This is a genomic window from Fictibacillus sp. 7GRE50 (genome assembly GCF_015903875.1).
GTDB lineage: Bacteria > Bacillota > Bacilli > Bacillales > Fictibacillaceae > Fictibacillus > Fictibacillus phosphorivorans.
Window position 1 is genome coordinate 335,966 of the sequence record NZ_JACZDW010000002.1, and the last position, 20,633, is coordinate 356,598.

Sequence of the window (20,633 nt, forward strand, 5' to 3'; positions counted from 1 at the left end):
ATTTGCCCTTTCTAGCTGAATTTTATTTTCTTCAGATCTTCTAAAGCTGTATCTGGAATAACTTTATCATTGAATACATAAAACACAGGGGAAGTGAATTGCTTAGCACCGTGCTTAAGGTTCATCTTTTCTGAGTACCCAAGCTCAATGACTTCTAAATTGATATAAGAATCAACTTGTGTAGCGTTTTGGTCCGCTACAATTTGAAGCTTGTTTTCATGATCATCAGATCCGTAGATTACGCTACGTTCAACAGTCATTTCCTGCTCACCTTTCGCACCAGAAACCATGGTCCAATCCCCATTTTCAGCCTGGAAGCTTCCCCAGCTCTTCGCAGGCTCTGTTCCTGGATTTAAAAAGCATCCTGTGTAAAAGTTCTTACCATCCAAGTAACTCTTCATGTTCTGGACAATTTCCGTTGTATGGCAGAGCACCGGAACTCCTGGCAGCATCAAGAAGTATTTATGAATCTGAATCCCTTTATACGTCTCGTGTTTTTTGTAGATGGTAGAGACTTTGAGACCTTTCCACACATTCCCTTTGCTATCTTCCTTTTCTACAAAGTCAACAGTGCTTTCCTCTTTTAATAAGGAATGAAGACTCATGCCTGTCAGAAGGCCTGCGATTCCGCCGAACCAAGGATTCCACCACGATTTAGGTGTCGGCTTTGGAAACGGTGAATCCATCCACTCTTGATCTCTGTATTGAAGAGAGAACAATGATGGTGCGAACTGTGCTGAAGCAGAAATCTTCATTTCTCCATTATCTACGGTATACACTTCGAGACCTTCTATTATCGACTTTTCCAACTGAACGGGTGTATTCTTCATCACAAAAGCGGCTGATTGCCGTGTAATATGAACAGCACCTAAATTCATTTTGGACGTTAAGACATGTACCCCTCTATCGTCAGGTAATTCAATATCAAACTCGGCCTGTGTTAACTCTTCATCTGAAGCGAATAGGTGACTCTGCAGAATCTCATCGTCTAACTTCATTTCAATAAACCCGTTAAAAAACGAAGACTTATAATCTCTCACAACAGCTTTGCAGTCACCATTATCAACAAAAGGATTTCCCCCGTTAACCGATACGTTCATATGATTGGTCAAACTGGCTGGTTTATCATTCTTTTGCGTCGCAAATTCTCTGAATGATTGCCAATCACGGAAAGCACCAATTGTCATCGTGATTGGTTTTGTCGCAACTGTTTCTTGAGAAGCAATCTTGCCTAACTTATTTTCAAAATACATGAACCAACCGGAAAAATTCACCTTCCCTTCTCTCGGCCATGAGATGCCTCTAGGGTTATCATTTCCACGAAGAAAAAGCCAGTTTTCCGTAATTTTACTAGGATCCCAATAGGATAAACCAGATCCCATTGAATCATTGAGTTCAACGTATCTTCCCTCGTAAGGCAATACACCCTTGTCTAACATCGGACACATAATCGGTGTATTCAGCCATACTTCTGCGGCAGATTCTACATCGCTAATATTTGTTACTTCATCGTATCTTTCTACTAGACCTTCACCGTACAATTTCACAACAGTTGCAAGCTGCAATTCTGGAAACGCTTGTGATTGAAAAGTTGCTCTTAATCCTGAGTAACCATCTTCCTCCAATGGTTCAATTTTTTCTGGACGAAGTCGCGTAATTTCCTCAGAGAAAGGTTTGCCGAGTTGAGGCACCATGAAAGCCAATTTATAATCCACATCACCTTTACCAGGTGCGATCCAGTTATTGAACTTATCTAGTTTTATTGAATATTGCCCGTTGCATACGTGATAAAAATCATCACACTCACCAGCAAATTTAGCTCCAATTCCCTGCAGTGCTACACCTAGCTTTTTCGTAAAAGTAACGATATCTCCATTAATTTTAGTTGCCGAGACTTTAATGTCAGCCGAGTAAAATCCGTGTTTTACTAGCGTGAAAGGAACAGATACCGATTGCTTTCCTTTCGGTGCTAGTGTAACACTCACCTTACGATCTTGAATGGTAGCCAATTCTGATGACGGAAGTTCAAAGCTAAACGTTACTTGTTCATCAAAGTTATTTTCAAAGTTAAAATAAAGATGAGAAGAACTCCCAACAAAACTAAGGTTACCTGGCGTGTTACAGCTTAACTTAACGGGATACTTAGGACGAATACCTACTCTAAATTCCGCTTTCTTCCCATTGATTAGTAATTGAGAAGTAACAGCTGGGTGCGTTCTCCATACACTTTGATCTTCAATAATCGGATTTACCACAAAAGGAATCTCAATCTCTTCTTCCTTTTGAACAGTGATTTTTTTTGAAGTAGCAAACTGAATGTTCTTATCGTCCACACCTTGAATCTCTACGGTTAATGGCTTACCTGTTTTATTCGTCATGTGGTATTGAATCTTGTATTCAGAGCCAAAAACAAGATTAAAGTGTTCAACAGTTGCTGAGATTTTATAGTCATCTGTTTCAATGTAGCGAAGCCCTCTTCCGAAACGCTCGAATTGCATCTTCAAGTTACCCAGAGTCTCGTGATTCCAAGCATACTCATAATAATGAAATTCATTTTCGTTGATACCATCCGGGATGGTTTCAATGGTACGTGTACTGTTTTCATACCATTTTCCATCCGTAAAATAATCCAAAACAGCTTCTGTTTGCATCACAGAAGGCATGAAGTTCATAAGGTGTGTCGTGTCATCCCGATCTTCCCAGAAAAAGCCACATTTTTTATACAACGGCACTGCCTTCGTGTTCCCTGGCCATGTATAGAGATCCAAACGTGGCCACTTCATTTCAACCGCTTTTTGTAGCGCTTTTAGTACAAGCTTTTTGCCGATCTTCTTACCATGATAATCTCCTCTAACATTTAACAACGGAATGTAGAGTGCTCCTTCATCTTCCCGATATTCGCCCAGACTGCAGTAGCCGACGACTTTGTCTCCATCGAGTGCGAGATATAAATGGAGGTTTGATGAGTTCGATTCTTTCTTCAATACTTGATCTTCCGTCATGATTGAGTTTCCGCCGCCCCAGCCATCTTGGCTCTTATTCCACATTTCAGCGACTGCTGCTGCATAGCTCGGATCATATTCTACTATCGTAATCTGATCGGTAATGTGCGTATTCAATACTTCCATTTTTTCTAACCTCCGCTTTTTCAATATTCAATATCGTACCGTTGTTCGTTCTACTCAGCTTCTTCAAAATAAAAAGCCACCCAGAAATAGATGGGTGACTTTTAGGTACAAAAATACATAAAAAGGCCCCAGAATGTATACACATCCTGAGGCTCTGATTCACGTATCAATGGTTAGATCGAGTTCTAAAAAAGAAGGTTGTGTATTGGACAATATAAAGTTGATTGTGTAGTGTCTAAAAATTTTATCATGTCCAACGCCTCCTTATCTTGAAATTTTTTCCTTACCTCTTGTATTGTAAAATATATGGATGTAAAAGTAAATATAATTTTCCGAATATTTATATATTAATTATTACGCTAAGATATTCGCTAAAGCTAAGCCAATAATTATTATTCCTGCTCCTTTATTAATGGTAGCTAAGTGCGGCTGAATACTTTTTGTTAACAGGCTTACCACTATGCTTAAGAACATCCACCAACAGGTAGCACCGATAAACACACCGCTTATTAAGTACATTCCAATTTGTAATGACATCTGACTCTCACCAAATCCTAGTCCTGCAAACATTGCCGTAAAATTTAATATCGTTACAGGATTTGTAATCATTAAGAAGAACGTAGAGAAAAACATCATCAACTTGCTTTCCCCTGCTAACTGAGCGGCTTGATTTGGTACTTTCTTCAAGAATGTTTTCACCCCTAGGTAGAGTAAAAAGATGGTACCCAATATTTTAAGTAACATTTCGTATTGGATCAATAATGATGACACAGCTGAAAAGCCTAATACTGCAATGCTTGCATAAACAATGTTAGCTGTAACTGCTCCAAAGCCAGTTAAAAATCCCGCCGACTTCCCTTGTGAGAGTGTTCTTTGTATACAAAGCAGACCGATTGGCCCAACTGGAGCGGATATAGAAAAACCTAGAATGATACTCTTTAGTAATAACATTAAAAACTCACTATCCAATCATTAAACGTATAAGTGAAACAACACCGAACAAACCTATGATAATTCCTGATATAACATTAATCATAACCATGTGCTTCTGATTCATCCTTTTACTCATTATGCTCACTGTAAATGTTAGGAACAACCACCAGCCAGCAGATCCGCAAAAGAGTCCAACTATCAAAGTTATGGAAGAAATAGAACTTGTGTGAGTGTTAACGATACCTAACCCCGCAAATATGGCAGCAAAAGATAGTATGGTCATGGGATTCGTTAATGTTTGTAGAAAGGTTGTAAAAAAGGCGGAGGAAAGACTACTACTCTTTTGAGGTGTGCCATCCACAGGTATCGCTTTAGAAGTTGAGATTTTCAGACCTAAGTACAATAGGAATACTCCCCCAATTAGCTGAATCCACGATTGTTGGCTCATTATGAATTGAGAAACCATAGTGAGACCAAGCCCTGCAATTAAACCATAAATAACATCTGCACATGTAGCACCCAATCCTGATACGATTCCCACCACACGACCTTGCGTTAATGTGCGCTGCATGCATAATACACCGATTGGTCCAACCGGAGCCGCTATTGAAATTCCCATGATTAAGCCTTTTATAAAAAGTTCGGTAAGCACCTTTTATTCACCTGAAAAGACATGCGATTGTAAAGGAACTTCGATCGACTCTTTTGTCGTATCCATAACAATCGTTGTTTTGGTACGAACAACCCCTGTTAGTCCTTTTATTTCATAGCTAATGATCCGATCTAAATCCTTTGTGTTTCGAGATCGAATTTTTAACAAGTAATCATCTTCTCCCGCAATATGATGACATTCCATCACTTCTATTAACTCTTCAATACGTGCTAAGAATGGAGCGCGATGCTCTGGACGTTCCAGTGAAACCGCAACAAAAGCTGTTAGTTCACTTCCCACTTTATCAGCTTCAATTCTTGCACCAAATCCCTTGATCACACCATTTTCCATCAAGCGGTTTACGCGTTCAGAGGTCGCTGGTGCGGATAGACCTACCTGAGTAGCTAAGTCTGCCCATTTCATTCTTCCGTTCTTCTGTAACAGTTCTATTAATTTCTTATCAAACGTATCCATAGCACAAAACCTTCATTTCGTATTATTTTAGTCTATATTACTTTCAAAAATAAATAAAATCAATGATTTTTATTAATAAAAAAAGAACCCCAATGCAGAAGAGGTTCTCTTGCAATCTATCCATTTAAAATGCAGCATGAATAAATCACTCAAATACTTGCCTTAATTCAATCTGACCTTCTCCATTTCCTTGTGGGTCAGGCATTTTCAGCGCCCATTCAACAGCTTCTTCCCTAGATTCCACATCGATCAGAATAAATCCAGCGATCAATTCCTTCGTTTCCGTAAAAGGCCCGTCCGTAACCACTGGTTTTTCTCCTGGGTGCAGATAAGAAATTCGCATACCATTTGAACTTGGATGCAATCCTTTAGCAAGAACTCGAACGCCAGCTTTAACTAATTCTTCATTGTACTTTCGCATCGCTTCATTAAGCTCTTCATTTGGACGGTTACCACCTTCCGAATTTTTTGAAGCTTTAACAATCAGCATGAATAGCATAGCCATTTCCTCCTTGTATGTAGAAGCTATTTTTTCTTCTTTTAAGTATACAACGAACGGAAATCATCAAAATCGACAACCTACTAAAGAAATTTAAAGAGCTGATCTGGTTAAGTCTTTCCTACGATAAACGCTCAGCACAACTCCAATCAATACAGCGTTTAATAGAATGGGAACTAACCCGTAACTAATAAACGGCAGTGACATACTAGTAAGAGGGAAAAATCCGAACGCCATTCCAATATTACTTACCATTTGAAAAAGTAATAAAGATAAGCTGCCTATGATCAGAAGTTTTCCAAAGTAATCTCTTACATGCTGTGTGGCGATAACCACTCTTGTAAGTATTAATAAAAGGATAAGTATAAGAAAAATCGCTGCTATCCAGCCATAACGATACGTGATGCTAACAAATGCAAAATCAGTGTGTGCTTCAGGTATGAACTGTTGAATACTCTTATTTCCTCCAAACCATCCCGCTTTTGACAGTAACTCTTGAATTTGAAGCACCTGATATCCTGCTCCATCAGCTACTTTTCCAGGATTCAGAAAACCTAGCATTCTATCTTTTATAAAATAAGATTGATAGTTCCAAGAGAAAATACCAATTAATAGTAAAGAACCCATCGTAATCCCTGAAACAACACCTTTTTGACGAGTCGAAAATTTGCTCCACCATAACATGGATAGCACCATGGCAAGATACAAGTAAGTGGTTGCAATACTTGGAATCATAAAGAATAATAACAGCGAAACAAAGAATAATAATATAAATTGATAGACTTTGAAAGTATCTCGATTAAAGGAACACGCCCAGGCAATCATAAAGAATGGAAGTGCAGCAATGCTTTCTATTGTTAGCCCTCCGATTAGTAAGAATGGCTTCCCATTAATCGTACCATTAGAAAAGAAGAGCAAAGATAGTAGCAACAAAATACCTACACCATAAAACACCCATCCCCACCTTACTAACTTTCGATAATCAACAAACATGAGGCCTAAAGCCACAATCATACCAAGGACAACCAATATCATCTTTCTCATTAAAAAGTAATGATTGCTATCATCCCCCAAAGAAAGTACAGGTAAAAAACCTAGTAAGAGTACAGAAGTCATTAACGAGAGCAAAATCCAATCAATTCTTGGACGATGAATCTTGTTCAACTGAATACCTAGCGTGATTGGACTTCCCATCTGCTCAATGGCTTTTTGTTCGGCATCCACATCAGAGTATCCTTTATTTACCCATCGCATTTTAGTTTCTTTCATATGGTAATTCAACTCAGCAGAAACTTGTTCTTTTGCTTCCTTTGAACGAATCTGACTTGTCACTTCGTTTAGAAACGACTTTCTGCGATTTTCCATTCCGCTCCTCCTATCAACTGCTGCAGAATGACTGATGATCGTTTTTCCTTATGCTCTGCTTGCTTTAATAATCTTTTACCTTTACTTGTTAACTGATAATACTTGGTTTTCTCTTTCAATAGCCATTCAGATTGAACGACCCCTTTACTCTCTAAACGATGCAACAATACATACAGAGATCCTTCATTGTCATCAAATTGTTTTACCCCACGTGCAAGAAGTAAGTTCGCTAACTGATAACCTGTCTTTTCTTCGTTCAACAACTGCAAAATATTTAATACAATCTGTTCCTTATCTTCTTGATTACTCCATTTACTCTGTATGGTTTCGCGATGCTTTTCCGTGAACCTTACTTGTGAAAAAGTTTTTTCGTCCATTAATTTCTTTAAGTTTTTTAAGCGGTTCTCCATCCCTAACCCTCCAAACGTATTTTCAATAGTTCTTTAGCTCGACGCATTCTTGTTTTGACCGTATTATCACTCACTTCAGTGACTAAAGCGATCTCCTTAATAGGAAGCTCTTCATAATAAAAAAGATAGATAACTTCTCTATATATTATTTCTAGTTGCATAATTGCATGGATTAAATTCTCATCTTCTTCTTTTTGAATGACTTCATGCTCAACGACATCCGCCTCAGTTCGATGAAAAGAAGATTCATCATCGGTGGTTACTACTTTATTGTTGTACCAACTTTTCAAAAAGTCCTTACAATGGTTAATGGCAATCCGCCATAGCCATGTTTTAAATTTGGATTTTCCGTTATATGTATGCAGTGCGTTGTAGCACTTAACAAAGATATCTTGTGTTAAATCTTCGGCAACACTTATATGGTTCACATAGGAATAAACCAACTGCAACAAGTCTTGTCCATGATCATTCATGGCTTCGTTTAAAATGTGCTCTTTATCTTCTGCAGAGATCACATCCACTAACATGTTTTCCATACCAATTCCCCCCTCTCTTATTATTAGACGACGAACGATGATTGCAAGTTTTTGTTAATCAAAAAAAAAACAGCATCATTATAACGCTGTTTGTTTCTCTATTACCCTTTGAAAGAATATGCTGGAATTCCTTTAACACCCGGTCTTACTTTAAACAACCCGCCCGCTTCTGGAAATCTTTCTAGGTTCTCTGCACTTGTATTTTTCCTAGCTGTTGTTACATACAACTCGTCCATATTTTCTCCGCCAAACGTGCATGATGTAACATTTAATGATGGAATGGGGATAGAAGATAGCTGTTCGCCTGTTTCTGGATTCCATCGGGAAACTTGCGCACCGCCCCAATGAGCAATCCAAAGCATACCCTCTTCATCAATCGTCATTCCATCTGGAGCACCTACTCCTTCAGGAAAAGAAATCACGTCTGTTGCATTTTGAATATGACCCGTTTTAATATCATATTGGAATCTCGTTACTTTTTTCGTTGGTGTATCAATTAGATACATATATGATTGATCAGGCGACCACGCCAAACCATTTGAAATCGTTAAATGTTCTCGCTTCTTTTCCACATGAAGATCGTGATCTAAACAATAGAGAGCGCCTTTTTCTGCTTCTTCACTTAAACTCATCGTTCCTGCCCAAAACCTACCGAACGGATCACACTTACCATCATTAAAACGATTTTCAGGAAGTTCATGTTCAGGGTCTACAATAGGTGTAAGTTCTTCGGTATTAAGATTTAGAAAATAAAATCCATCCTGAAGAGCTACGACTACACCTCCTGACTCCCTTGGCACAACCGTTCCTACCATTTGATCAAGTTGAATCTCTCGATTTTGGTGAGTCCGTGGATCGTAGACGTTTACCTTTTTATCTAATATGCTGACCCAATACAGAACGCCATGTTCTGAGTCCCAGCAAGGTCCTTCACCTAAAGATGCTTTTGCAGGTAGAACTAATTCTGTTTCACTATTAAACATAATCTATTCCTCCCTAATCTAGGATGTATGTAAAAGTATTGGTGAGATTATTACTTCCAAGTATACCACTAAAAAAAATCAAAATAGTTATGGAAACGGTAACAAACTTAATGTAGAATAAAACTTCCGCTTATTTGAAAGGAATAAATTGTTAGGAGCTGATTTATGTCTTCCCACTCGAATTCTTATTTGTTTAAAGTGTATCTTTGGGCACTTTCCTTCCTTCGTCCTTATAAATGGCTTTTTTTTTCATGATCACCACTAGCATTCTGGTCACAGGTATCGAACTTCTAATCCCTAAGTTTATTCAGTACTTTATCGATGTAATTGTTCCAAATAAGGATACTATGCTTTTCTTTACATTACTAAGTGGTGTAATCGGATTAATTGTCATTATGATCTACCTAAGTACTTTCAGAAACAACCTACAACGAATTGTCCAAGAAAAAGCTTCACGGGATATTCACTTCAAAATTTTTTCACACCTTAGAAAACTAGGATTTTCTCACTTTGAAAGAACCCCTATAGGAGAAACACTTTCCTTAATGAATACGGAAGTTACTGCCGTTCAAAATCTGTACCGTCATTTTATTCCGTTTATGATTCAAGAAGCTATCTTTTCTATCATTGCCATTTCGATATTGTTTACGATGAACGTTAAACTAGCTCTTATTATCATTCCTTCTTTCCTTCTTTATTATCTGATCGGACCTCGGTTTGAACAAAAAGCATCTATTCTCAGCAAAGAACTTAGTACCAACCGAATTACATTGAACAAAAAAATCTATGAAACAATCAGTTCACTGATTGAAGTTCGAGCCTACTCTTCAGAAAAGTGGGAGTATGAAAGATTAAATCAAGATGTAGAAACCTTAAATAAAAGCATGATCAAAGCATTTCTATATGCTTATATCAGAGGTACAGTCAGAAGGCTTTCTTATAACGCCGGAGCCATCGCAATCTTAATTTATGGATCAATTCTCGTTCAATCCAATGCTCTTAGTGTTGGAGAGTTTGTAGCTTTTCTGCTCTATTACTTTACAGCTATGCATCGGTTAACAGCAGTTGTTACCTCTTTAACTGAGCAAAGAATCTTGATGTATCAGGTGGATAAAATCTATCAAATGACAAAAATTGAACCAGAGATAAAGGAACAATCTCATCCCTTACATCTTTTAAATGTTAAGGGAAATATAGACTTTTGCAATGTACATTTCAGTTATCCTACTTCAGATGAGATCTTAAAAGGTTTTCAATTAACCGTTCAATCTGGACAGAGAATAGCTTTTGTAGGAACGAGTGGAAATGGGAAATCTACCCTCTTAAAATTATTAGGACGATTTTATGACCCTAACCAAGGTGAAATCTTACTTGATGGTGTGTCTTTAAAAGAATTAGAGCTATCACAGATACGTGATTCAATCGGATATGTGTTTCAAGAAACTTATTTATTCGGTACTAGCGTTAAAGAAAATATTCGTTTTGGAGATCCTGAAGCAACAGAGCAACAGGTCGTCGCAGCTGCCAAAGCAGCATATGCACACGAGTTTATTATGAAGTTGGAAAATGGGTACGATACAATGATAGGTGAACGAGGAATCAAGCTATCAGGTGGACAGAAACAGCGTATTTCTATTGCCCGTATGTTTTTGAAAAATCCTAGCATCGTACTTCTCGATGAGGCAACATATGCCTTAGATAATGTAAGTGAAGTAGAAGTACAGAGAGCACTCGACACACTATTAAGAGGAAAAACAACGTTTACAGTTGCCCATCGTTTATCGACGATTCAAGATTATGATCAAATCGTAGTAGTTGATAAAGGTAAGGTGGCTGAAAAAGGAAACTACTCGGAGTTAATGGCAATGCGAGGAATTTTCTATTCTCTTGCTGAAGGTCAAGAGGAAGCACGAGCCGTTAGAGTTGGGGGTATCTCATGAATAATATGAAATGGTTGTTTCATTACATAAGAAAGATTAAATGGTTATTTTTGCTCTCCCTTTCTTTACTTATATTAGAATCAATATCAATAATTGCAAATACAGCTCTGCAAAAATATATCATTGACGATGTATTTATAAATGGACACTATAATCGACTTGTCCCTATTCTACTTTTATTTGCCTTATCCTTTGTTGCTTACGCTTTATTATTTACGGCCGCACCACATACATTTCACCGGATTCAAGCTAAAATGATAAGCCAACTAACTTCTGATTTTATGAGTTATATGCAAAGGATACCCGTAAAAACGCTTCATAATGAACGCGCTACCAAGTATGTGCATTATTTCTCTAACGATGTCATGCAAGTTGCAGCAATAATCGGTGGTCATATTCCTCGACTCATACAGTTGCTTATTACTATCCTTTTGTTAACAGTGATTATATATCAATCTTCACCAATCATGTTAGGAGCTATCCTCGTATTCAGCATCTTATATTTTTTTATGGGGAGATTCTTTTCTCCTTTAATAAGGAAAGCAGGACAGGAAGCACAGAATCGTAGAACTGATCTGCTTATCCATATTGAAGAAGGTATCTCTTCTACTCGTGAAGTAATAGCATTCAACAGGATAGACTGGGAAACTTCAAAGTACAATCGATATTTTAAGCGTTATTTTAATGCTGCTATGAATCAAGCAAAAATTAACAATAAACAGTTATTAGTAAGCGAACCCTTAAAATGGGGTGCTTCCTTAATTGTGTTAGGATATGGCGGCTATCAGGTCATTCAAGGTTCATTATCAATCGGTACATTTGTGATTGTTTTTCAGTTTACTGGACAATTGATGGATGCCCTTCATCGATTGTTTACCTTTTCTATGGAACTATCTAATCTTTATGCAAACATAGACCGATTACGTTCAGTTATGGAAGGACCTATTGAGAAAGACGGGCATCTGTCTCTTTCAAACCAAATAGAAAGTATCACGTTTCAGGATGTATCATTCTCCTATGAAGAGGATCTATCTAAAAAGGTACTAGATAAACTTTCCTTCACGATAACTGCAGGAAAGAAGATTGCTTTTGTCGGAACAAGTGGTGGTGGAAAATCTACGATTGCTAAACTTTTACTTCGATTCTATCAACCTACCCAAGGAGCTATCTTTATTAACAAAGTTCCTTTAAAAAATCTTCATTACCAAGATTGGGTTAAACAGTTAGGTTTCGTTTCACAAGAACCCTACCTCTTTCCCGATACTATAAAAAATAACATTTTGTTTGGACGAAACTATTCAGATGATAGATTAATTGCAGCTTGTAAATCAGCACATATCCATGAATACATTGAATCTCTCCCAGAAAAGTATGATACAGAGGTTGGAGAAAGAGGCATCACTTTATCCGGTGGACAAAGACAACGTATTGCACTTGCCCGAGCTATACTATCGAATCCTGAAATTCTTTTATTAGACGAAGCCACGTCTGCATTGGACCTTGAAACAGAACGTCAAATTCAATCTAGTTTTGATGAGATAAGATGTAACAAGACCACCATTATTATTGCTCATAGACTTTCAACCATTCAGAACGCAGATGTCATATATGTCATGGATAAAGGTTGTATCGCGGAATCCGGAACACACCTTGAACTGATGCAAGGAGAAACGCTGTATAAAAAACTCGTACATGCTGAAAGATCTTTGGAAGTAGGAGCATAAGACAGTTATATATGGAGTCAAAATTAAAAAAGTGACGGATCACCATCCCCGTCACTTTCTTCATTTATGCTGTTTCTTTTCCTTCACTCACACGCTTATACTGACTTTCCTGAGTTAATTGATGGGACAGGCTCGATAACGTCGCTCCAACAAGATACGCCTGTTTAATCTTTTCATTCTGTTTTACGGAAGTTACAGACATCTCTTCTGAACTTGCTAGAGTTTCTTGAGAAATGCTTGAAAATTGAATAGCTGCCGTTTCAATTTCAGGCAACGTCACTTTTAACTCTTGAAGAGCAACACTCATTTCACCCATTCGTTCATTGTTGTCTACCACTGAATTCATTAAATATTGAATGAATCCAGTCGTATCCTTCACTTTCTGCACATGTGAGAGATTCGCTTCTCCAAGAAGGCGTGACTCCTGAATCGCCTGTAAGGCTGTTTGGTTCATTTGGTTTACTGTCGCAATGATATCTGCCGCTGCTTTACTCGATTGGTCTGCTAATTTTCCTACCTCATCAGCAACTACTGCAAACCCTCTTCCTGCTTCTCCTGCTCGAGCCGCTTCAATTCGAGCGTTTAGTGCTAGCAATTTTGTTTGTTCCGAAATCTCTTTAATCGTAGAGATGACATTTTGAGAGTGGCTCGAGTATGTACCCATCTCATCAATGATCTTGTTTAGTTGGAAGAAACGGTCATGGTTATCATGAATCTCACCAACTAACTTCTCTACTTTTTCTTGACCTGCAACAGCATTATGATTCATAGATAAAAATTCATCCATTACAGTCATCACCGTTTTGTTCAACTCACTCACTTTTTCTTGCATATCTGTGAATAGTCGCACACTGTGCTCTGAACTTATCGCCGTTTCTTTTGCCCCTGTCATCACATTCTCTATCTTTCTTACAAGTTGTTCGTTATATTGGTTGGCCTCGCTGTACGTATGTTCAAGTTTATTGCCTTGAACAGTTAGTTCACCTGATATTTGTTGAATCTGATCATGTATATTTCTAATAAACAACATCATCTGGTTAAAGCTATCAATGAGTCTCTGAATCTCAATATGTCTAGAACGATAATCCACATTATGTTTAAAATCGCCTTTTTGAACACGTTTCATAACTTGGTTGAGCGCCAATAATGGCGAAGTAATGCTTCTGATAACGAAGATAATTACTAATGCAGTTAAAAGAATACTAATGATTACAGCAACAGTTATAAAGTTTCTGAGTTCATAAACGGGTTGCATGTAACTTTCTGTTTCCACAGCTATCACATAGATTCCATTCAGCTCTTGGATCTGTTTCATTGCTAGTGTGTAAGGCTTATCCTGGATATACGTGTGAAGAACACCGTTTTCTAGCTCACTGATTTTCTTCATACCACCTGAGGATAAAGCAACTGGCTTTTTACCGCTCGTCTTATACGGAATCACCGTACCATTTTGTAGTAAGAAAATAGTTGCTTGCATATCATCTTGTTGAAGGCCCACATATTGTGAATTGATACTTTCAGCCACACGCTGATTAAACATTTCTTCATCTCTTATAAAACTAAATTTAAGATTCTTTGCAATGTCATATGTAGTTTCTGTTTCACGTTCTAAACGATTTTCAATAATTGTTTTAGTAGTTTCAGATGCCTTGTTATAACTAAAAAGACCTACGATCGAAATGGTTAAGATAAATAACGATAGCATCATCAATAATAGCTTTGTCTGTAAATGAAGCTTTAATTTCTGTGATGTAATTCGTTTCAGTTGTTCAGAAATCTTTACACTCTTAATCTGTGAACGCATTTGTTGAAAAACCTTCTTCAAACTTGCCACCCCTTTTGTCTATGTATAGAAATTATTACAATATTTACTAAGGAGTGGTGTAAAGGTTTGGTTAAGAGTTTGTAAAGGTCTAAATACCCATACGAAAAATCATTTCTATGCCATATTCCCCATTATAGTTTTCACCTTTATGGATGAATCCCGCTTTTCTGTAAAGAGATATTGCGGCATCGTTCGTTTCATGAACGGTTAATATAATTTCATTCTTATCTTTGTACTGCTGTTTCACAATATTCGGTAGTAATTTCAGAGAATCGAGCCCAAATCCCCTTTTCTGAAATCTGACATCGATTGAAAATGATTTTAATAAAATAGCCTGCTTATTATTCGTATAAATATTACCTGACTGATCTGTGTATAAAGCAAACCAACCTACAAGTTGTTGATTAAAATAAATAACAAAAGGCTGATTGAAGATATCACTTTGAAACGTTTTCAGTACCTCGTCAGGCATAGATGTAAATAATGATTGTTCTGGTGGTAAACAGTACTCCATTGCAGACTGAAAATCCTTACTCTCATACATTCTAATTTTCACGAATCGGCCTCCGTTCTAGAAATGATTGAAACAAGGAATTCACCATTAAATAAAGAATACACTGTTATGTAGTGGATGAGAGGAACGGTGGAGGATGAAAAGGAAGCTGATTTTAGCTGCTGTTTTATTAATAGGATTTGTTTCTGTTTTAACGATCTTCTTTAAAGATTCAGCTCCAACTTCAAGTACCAGGGGACCAACATCCAAAAATGACGCAATCATTTATTCTGGAGAAAATGACTACTGGCGAGCAGGGTTCTCTGTAGATAAAACAAATTCACTTAAGCTCACACATATTGACGATAAAAACAATCTGCCGAAAGAACTAACGTTCACGCTTAGTACAGCTTATGGTCAAGAAAAAAAGCAAACAGAGATTGGAAAATATACCTTTTCAATGAATCAGTTTCCAAACCAAATAGCCGTAACTTTTGATGGGGAATTTAATCGACTAAAAGAAAACAAGAAACTCGTATTAAAGATTACTGGTAAAGATCATTATCAATTTTTTAACCTTTATAAAGAAGAGTAATTTATTTATTCTTTATCTCTTCTAGTAGTGCAATCATTTTTTCATTCTGCAAAATAACGGTTTCATTTTGCTTACGGATTTTTGCAGCGTCGAACAAAAACACGATTAATATTATAAAAATAAAAAACTCCATAAATTTTAGTCACCTCTTTGTATGAAATAACTAAATATTAACATATATATGTATCACTTTTTTAGGAGAGATAAAAATGAAGAACCAGACTTTATTTACAAATCCACCTACTTTAGAAAGTAACGATATTAAGCTAATTCCTTTAGAATTGGAACACTCTTTACCACTATTTCAAATTAATCACTCTGAAAATTGGGCTTATATGTTGACTACAATCGACACTCAACAGGAAATGAAAACATGGGTTAATAATGCGATACAACATCGTGAAGAAGGTTTAGCTCTACCATTTGCTATTGTGAACAAGAGGAACGAGAAAATTGTAGGTACTACTCGTCTTTACGAAATAAATCCTACTCAACGTTCGTGTGAGTTAGGCTCCACTTGGTACGGAAAAGATTATCAGCGTACATTCGTAAACGCTTCATGTAAGCAACTGCTTCTCACGTTCTGCTTTGAAACTTTAGATTTTATTCGTGTGCAATTTAAAACTGACGAGCGAAATGAGCGCTCACAAAAAGCGATTGAACGATTAGGTGCTGTGAAAGAGGGACTTATTCGGAACGAACGCATTCTCTCAAATGGCTATATTCGCAATGCCGTTTTGTATTCCATTACAAAAGAAGATTGGAAAACAGTAAAACAAGGTTTTATTGAGAGAGAAAATCGATATATTCCTAAATAGTAAAATCAAACTTATTTAACAGGAATCGTTTTCCTTCAAACAAAATGTTAGTAAGTCAGTAAGTGAATCACCTCTTTCTCTATACCATGTAAGGTGGTCATTGAGAAGTTCAGGTTGATTTTCTAAAATCTGTATCGTTCTTTTTACAAAATTCCAATTTAAACAGCCCGATAGCCACAATAATGAAGATAATCTTACTTTTTCAGATCGTAGAATAGCTCTATCTATTTGATACCCTTTCAGAAATGCTGCTGCTACCTCTGAAGACATCTTTCGAGAATGGATGCCATTCGTTCTCGAGTACCACTTAATTAACCATGCTAATCCCTCGATTCGATCGGTATATCCAATAGACTCAAAATCAACAAATCCTTTAATGCTTTCTTCGGCATCCCAAAGCACATTAAGGGGATTTAAATCTGATTGAACAATAAAATCCAATTTTCTAGTGCTAGCGTTCTCCAAATGAAATTACACATCTCTAAATAGTATTTCATTTGATGAGAATGTTGTATCGACAATTCAACGTTTAATATTTTTTTATTGAGTTGGTCATAAAATGATGTATAGGCAACGGTATGAGACGTCTTACTAAAAATATCTGATGTGTACTGACTAGCTATCTCGTGAAATTCCCGAGCAGCTCGTCCGAATTTTCTGCACTTGTACCAACATAACTCGTAATATGATGACCCTCTATCCAGTCAAAAAGGACAAATCGATATATGATATGCTCAATCTCAACAATTGTGAACAATTCTCCTTCTATTGTTGTTCGCAACTTCATAAATGGTACTTCGTGCATATTAAGGAATAGACAAAAATTTAATTGTTCTACTAAAACATCATTAGTAAGCTCACCAAATTCCTGGTTGGGTGAACGATCATTCGGAAGAAAACGAGCAGCAAACAACCTGCCATTGATCCTAACTTTGTAATGAAGATCTTTGTGCCAACTCGTTTTGTGCAGTTCTTCTTCTATGGATATTCCATCAATTCCATTAAAATATTTTAGTAAAATCTTTGTTAAAATTGTTTTCAATTAAAATTTTCTCCTTTAATCATTTATTATTTTAAGCGTTTACTTTGTAATTTATAAGATTTACCTCTTTCTTTTTACCTCTCACACCAGTTATTGTAAAGAAAGAGAATATAGCGGAATGAATGAGGTGGAATTCATGATTAACGAAAACATCTGTAGACTTCTTGAAAAAGAACTAGTTGTTGCACTTGGGTGCACAGAACCTGTTGCAATCGCTCTCGCATCAGCTACTGCCAAAAAATATATTAGTGAACCGGTAACATCAATCTCTGTCAAAGCGAGCGGAAATGTTATCAAGAACGCTTTATCTGTAGGGATTCCCGGCATGAATCATACAGGTATCGATTTTACAGCGGCTCTCGGTATGATTGCAGGAGATCCGTCGAAAGGACTTCAAGTACTTGAAGGTGTTACGCGTAATGAGGAAGATAAAGCTATCGATTTAGTCCAGAGAGGCATTGTTTCAGTTGCAACTGCAGACGGTCCTGAAAAATTATATATTAAAGTCGAAGTGAAAACCGCAACAGAGAAAGCGACTGTTGTGATCTCTGGTGACCATACGAACATAAGCTTTATCTCTCAAAACGGAAAAGTGTTAGTAGATGTATCGCGGCCAGGTCCGTCCTCAAGTTCTAAAAAAGCTGATAATCCTGAGTTAACGATCGAAGACCTTTATACGTTCATTACTGAAGTTCCACTTCATCGATTGGATCTTGTTAAACGAAGTGTCGAATTGAATTCTGCAATCTGTAAAGAAGGCCTTTCAAATGACTATGGTTTAAGAGTCGGTAAAACGTTATACGACCAAACAAAAAAGGGCATTCTTTCAGATGACTTAGCTACGTATAGTATGGCGTTATCTGCTGCAGGGTCTGACGCACGAATGGCTGGTTCGACTATGCCGGTAATGGCAAATTCGGGCAGCGGAAATCAAGGGATCGCGGTTACGATGCCTGTTGTTGCGGCTGCAGAAAAACTAGGTGTAACTGAAGAAAAGATGTTACGAGCCGTGACATTGAGCCACCTTCTATCGATTCATATGAAATCGAAATTCGGCCGATTGTCTGCACTCTGCGGTGTGACTGTTGCAGGTGCTAGTGCATCAGCTGCTATTACCTACTTGCTTGATGATAACCTAGAAAAAATGAAGGCTGCGATTCAGAACACATTAGGTAACGTAAGTGGAATGGTTTGTGACGGCGCGAAAGCCGGATGCGCTATGAAGGTTGCTACTTGTTCAAGTGCCGCTGTCCAATCGGCTGTCCTTGCATCAAACGGTTTATGTATCCCTTCCACAAATGGATTTATTGAAGAAGATGTAGAAAAGACGATTGAAAACTTTTGCCGATTAGGTGCTGAAACATCTAGTACAACCGATTCTGTGCTTTTAGATATGATGGTGAATAAACAACGGTAAACACAATTGATTGAAATCAAAATGAAAAGAGCTGATCATGGATCAGCTCTTTATTGTTTATTCTGTAACTGCTTGGTTTGACGACATTTGCTCGCTTTCCTTGTTTGGATCGATCGGTTCTTTCTTGATACGACTGTTCCCTACCGATAAAGCAACAAAAATTCCAATTCCGATAAAGATAAGTCCCGTTAAGAATACACTCGAGAAAGAAGTTGACCACACGTCTTTAATCGTTTCAATGACAGGTGTTTTTAACTCAGTCGGAAGTGGCAACAGATCAGGATTGATTAAGATACCAAACATCGCATCTGTCTTCTTCCCGATCTCTTCAAGCGCTTTTCCAAGAATCGGGTTTGAAGCACCGCTTGCTGCTTCACTTATCTTATCTGTGAGTGAATGGTTCATTACGGCATTTAAGATCGTGATCCCGATCGTTCCTCCGATCGAACGGAAGAATGTAGAAGCAGACGTAACCTCCCCGAGCTGTGATTTTGGAAACTCGTTTTGCACCGCAATCATTAAAGTTGGCATAACAAGACCCATTCCAAACCCGAGAATAACCATATAAGCGTATGCTGTAAATTCATTAGAATCAACACCCATCGTACTCATTAAAAAGAACCCAACAGCTGTGATCACCATGCCAGATGTTAGTACTGTTCTGAATTTAAGTCTCAATAATAAGCGGCCACCGATTATGCTTGCTGTGATTAGCGCAATCATCATAGGCGTCATCGTTGATCCTGCTTTTGTCGGACTTACACCTAATATTCCTTGCATGTACATGGGAACGAACATGATAGCTCCAAACATACCTAAACCAAGCAAAAATCCTAAAATATTTGTTGTTGCAAACACTCTATTCTTAAAGAGTGACAGATTTAAGATAGGTTCTACAGCACGTTTTTCAATCGTGATAAATAATGCTAATAATACAATGACTCCACCAAACAACAAATAGCTTGTTGTAGACTCCCATTCAAATTTATCTCCGCCAAACGTAAGTCCTAATAAAAGCAATACAACGGCTGGAATCAGTGTAAAAATACCAAAATAATCGATATTTACTTTACTTGTCGCTGCTCTGATCAATTCATTCTTCATTCCGATTACGATCATTGCTGTAGAAATGATTCCAAAAGGTACATTGATCAAGAAAATCCAGTGCCAGCTAATATGATCGACCATAAGTCCACCGATAAAAGGACCGATTACAGAACTCAATCCATAGATCGCACCAAATACACCTTGCCACTTTGCACGCTGTTCAGCTGTAAAGATATCACCGATAATCGTTTGAGATAGAGGCATGATCATTCCTCCACCAATTCCTTGTATTCCACGATAAATGATAAGTTCTTCCATAGAATTTGCTGTTCCACAAAGTGCAGATCCTAGTATAAATATAAAATTCCCCAATAAATATAGCTTTCTTCTTCCGTAAAGATCAGAAAGTTTACCTACGATTGGTACTACAGTAGTTGAAGTGATCAAATAGGCTGTCGTCACCCAAGCAAAGATAGAAAAACCGTTTAGATCAGCAATAATCGTTGGCATCGCGGTACCAACAATCGTTTGTTCTAAGGCACTAAAAAACATACCAATGATCAAACCGGCCAATATCAATTTCGTGTTTAATGGCTTTTGCGTTGTCTCCATGTTCATCTTTCTCCTTATAAGCTGGACGTAAGCGTTTATCCCCGTCCATGCTTTTAAATTCGTTTTATATGGTCACTATTTCCTTCACAAACTAAATCCTTCACATGATTAAGTATTGCCCGTGCCTCTACTTCAAAGAC

20 protein-coding genes are annotated in these 20,633 nt (G+C 37.5%); 5 read left to right on the plus strand and 15 right to left on the minus strand.

What is annotated here, in order from left to right; genetic code table 11:
* Positions 1-11: 11 nt before the first annotated feature.
* The 9 genes from IHV12_RS08895 to IHV12_RS08935 form a co-directional block, all read right to left on the minus strand.
* Positions 12-3,128 (minus strand): GNAT family N-acetyltransferase, encoded by a 3,117-nt coding sequence (locus IHV12_RS08895; RefSeq protein ID WP_197190624.1) that lies wholly within the window; start codon positions 3,126-3,128, stop codon positions 12-14.
* 354 nt (positions 3,129-3,482) lie between these two features.
* Complete coding sequence (locus IHV12_RS08900) at positions 3,483-4,097, minus strand: LysE family translocator (protein WP_231620698.1); 615 nt, start codon at positions 4,095-4,097, stop codon at positions 3,483-3,485.
* Positions 4,090-4,713, minus strand: coding sequence for a LysE family translocator (locus tag IHV12_RS08905; RefSeq protein WP_370568787.1), 624 nt, complete (start codon positions 4,711-4,713; stop codon positions 4,090-4,092). Before IHV12_RS08905 ends, IHV12_RS08900 begins: the two co-directional genes overlap by 8 nt.
* A gap of 3 nt (positions 4,714-4,716) precedes the next feature.
* Complete coding sequence (locus IHV12_RS08910) at positions 4,717-5,187, minus strand: Lrp/AsnC family transcriptional regulator (protein ID WP_197190625.1); 471 nt, start codon at positions 5,185-5,187, stop codon at positions 4,717-4,719.
* 145 nt (positions 5,188-5,332) lie between these two features.
* Positions 5,333-5,686 carry a YciI family protein gene (locus IHV12_RS08915; protein WP_197190896.1) on the minus strand — a complete coding sequence of 118 codons (354 nt, stop codon included), beginning with the start codon at positions 5,684-5,686 and terminating at the stop codon, positions 5,333-5,335.
* Between the two features lie 93 nt (positions 5,687-5,779).
* Positions 5,780-7,051, minus strand: coding sequence for an FtsW/RodA/SpoVE family cell cycle protein (locus tag IHV12_RS08920; RefSeq protein WP_197190626.1), 1,272 nt, complete (start codon positions 7,049-7,051; stop codon positions 5,780-5,782).
* The gene (locus tag IHV12_RS08925) at positions 7,024-7,461 is read right to left on the minus strand and encodes a PadR family transcriptional regulator (protein ID WP_197190627.1); all 438 of its coding nucleotides are present in this window, start codon (positions 7,459-7,461) and stop codon (positions 7,024-7,026) included. Before IHV12_RS08925 ends, IHV12_RS08920 begins: the two co-directional genes overlap by 28 nt.
* Positions 7,462-7,463: 2 nt before the next feature.
* A complete protein-coding gene (locus IHV12_RS08930) occupies positions 7,464-7,997 on the minus strand; it encodes a sigma-70 family RNA polymerase sigma factor (RefSeq protein WP_197190628.1) in 534 nt (177 codons plus the stop codon).
* A gap of 101 nt (positions 7,998-8,098) precedes the next feature.
* A complete protein-coding gene (locus IHV12_RS08935) occupies positions 8,099-8,980 on the minus strand; it encodes an SMP-30/gluconolactonase/LRE family protein (protein WP_197190629.1) in 882 nt (293 codons plus the stop codon).
* A gap of 251 nt (positions 8,981-9,231) precedes the next feature.
* On the opposite strand from IHV12_RS08935, the gene IHV12_RS08940 reads away from it, so the two are divergent.
* Complete coding sequence (locus IHV12_RS08940; RefSeq protein WP_231620716.1) at positions 9,232-10,920, plus strand: ABC transporter ATP-binding protein; 1,689 nt, start codon at positions 9,232-9,234, stop codon at positions 10,918-10,920.
* Positions 10,917-12,644: an ABC transporter ATP-binding protein gene (locus IHV12_RS08945; protein ID WP_197190631.1), complete on the plus strand. Its 1,728-nt coding sequence runs from the start codon at positions 10,917-10,919 to the stop codon at positions 12,642-12,644. Before IHV12_RS08940 ends, IHV12_RS08945 begins: the two co-directional genes overlap by 4 nt.
* 64 nt (positions 12,645-12,708) lie before the next feature.
* On the opposite strand, the gene IHV12_RS08950 is transcribed toward IHV12_RS08945, so the two are convergent.
* Complete coding sequence (locus tag IHV12_RS08950) at positions 12,709-14,469, minus strand: methyl-accepting chemotaxis protein (RefSeq protein ID WP_197190632.1); 1,761 nt, start codon at positions 14,467-14,469, stop codon at positions 12,709-12,711.
* 88 nt (positions 14,470-14,557) lie between these two features.
* Positions 14,558-15,025 carry a GNAT family N-acetyltransferase gene (locus IHV12_RS08955; protein ID WP_197190633.1) on the minus strand — a complete coding sequence of 156 codons (468 nt, stop codon included), beginning with the start codon at positions 15,023-15,025 and terminating at the stop codon, positions 14,558-14,560.
* Between the two features lie 94 nt (positions 15,026-15,119).
* Here IHV12_RS08955 and IHV12_RS08960 point away from each other — a divergent pair, with 94 nt between their 5' ends.
* Positions 15,120-15,557, plus strand: a complete 438-nt coding sequence (locus tag IHV12_RS08960; protein WP_197190634.1) for a hypothetical protein — start codon at positions 15,120-15,122, stop codon at positions 15,555-15,557.
* A 1-nt stretch (position 15,558) separates the two neighbouring features.
* On the opposite strand, the gene IHV12_RS22865 is transcribed toward IHV12_RS08960, so the two are convergent.
* Positions 15,559-15,690: a hypothetical protein gene (locus IHV12_RS22865; RefSeq protein ID WP_255520063.1), complete on the minus strand. Its 132-nt coding sequence runs from the start codon at positions 15,688-15,690 to the stop codon at positions 15,559-15,561.
* A gap of 76 nt (positions 15,691-15,766) precedes the next feature.
* Between IHV12_RS22865 and IHV12_RS08965 the strand changes: the two genes are divergently transcribed.
* Positions 15,767-16,375, plus strand: a complete 609-nt coding sequence (locus IHV12_RS08965; protein WP_197190635.1) for a GNAT family N-acetyltransferase — start codon at positions 15,767-15,769, stop codon at positions 16,373-16,375.
* 15 nt (positions 16,376-16,390) lie between these two features.
* Here IHV12_RS08965 and IHV12_RS08970 read toward each other — a convergent pair whose 3' ends face one another.
* Both IHV12_RS08970 and IHV12_RS08975 read right to left on the minus strand, forming a co-directional pair.
* The gene (locus IHV12_RS08970; RefSeq protein ID WP_197190636.1) at positions 16,391-16,840 is read right to left on the minus strand and encodes a phosphotransferase; all 450 of its coding nucleotides are present in this window, start codon (positions 16,838-16,840) and stop codon (positions 16,391-16,393) included.
* 154 nt (positions 16,841-16,994) lie between these two features.
* Positions 16,995-17,417: a hypothetical protein gene (locus IHV12_RS08975; RefSeq protein ID WP_197190637.1), complete on the minus strand. Its 423-nt coding sequence runs from the start codon at positions 17,415-17,417 to the stop codon at positions 16,995-16,997.
* A gap of 136 nt (positions 17,418-17,553) precedes the next feature.
* Between IHV12_RS08975 and IHV12_RS08980 the strand changes: the two genes are divergently transcribed.
* Positions 17,554-18,834: a serine dehydratase subunit alpha family protein gene (locus tag IHV12_RS08980; RefSeq protein WP_197190638.1), complete on the plus strand. Its 1,281-nt coding sequence runs from the start codon at positions 17,554-17,556 to the stop codon at positions 18,832-18,834.
* A 57-nt stretch (positions 18,835-18,891) separates the two neighbouring features.
* Here the strand turns inward: IHV12_RS08980 and IHV12_RS08985 are convergent, their stop codons facing one another.
* A complete protein-coding gene (locus IHV12_RS08985; protein ID WP_197190639.1) occupies positions 18,892-20,493 on the minus strand; it encodes an MDR family MFS transporter in 1,602 nt (533 codons plus the stop codon).
* Between the last annotated feature and the right edge of the window lie 140 nt (positions 20,494-20,633).